The sequence below is a fragment of the Candidatus Bandiella numerosa genome (genome assembly GCF_021811875.1).
Lineage (GTDB): Bacteria > Pseudomonadota > Alphaproteobacteria > Rickettsiales > Midichloriaceae > Aquirickettsia > Aquirickettsia numerosa_A.
This window is the reverse complement of record NZ_JAJBJD010000302.1, coordinates 1-239: the sequence shown is the minus strand read 5'-3', so window position 1 is coordinate 239 and position 239 is coordinate 1. Positions and strand designations below refer to the sequence as shown.

Here is a 239-nt window from a genome sequence, read left to right as displayed (position 1 = left end):
ATAAAGTAAATCCTAGGAATTTACGGCTTTGTACAGAACTAGCAGCACTTTTAGTAAGATTGACTTTAAGTTTCAACTTACCATTGAGGAACTTCGTTATTGAGATAAGCACTCTTTGAGCAGCAGGCTTAGAACTAACATAAATGTTACAGTCGTCAGCATACCTCACAAATGAGTGTTTGCGCAAGTGAAGTTCTCTATCTAGTTCATGAAGTAAAATGTTACTAAGAAGTGGTGAG

The 239-nt window shown here is 36.4% G+C and carries 1 protein-coding gene; it reads right to left on the bottom strand.

Annotation, left to right across the window (positions count from 1 at the left end; translation table 11 throughout):
* Nucleotides 1–239: reverse transcriptase domain-containing protein (locus L8D11_RS05690; protein ID WP_272906068.1), on the bottom strand; the 239-nt coding region annotated here is incomplete at both ends.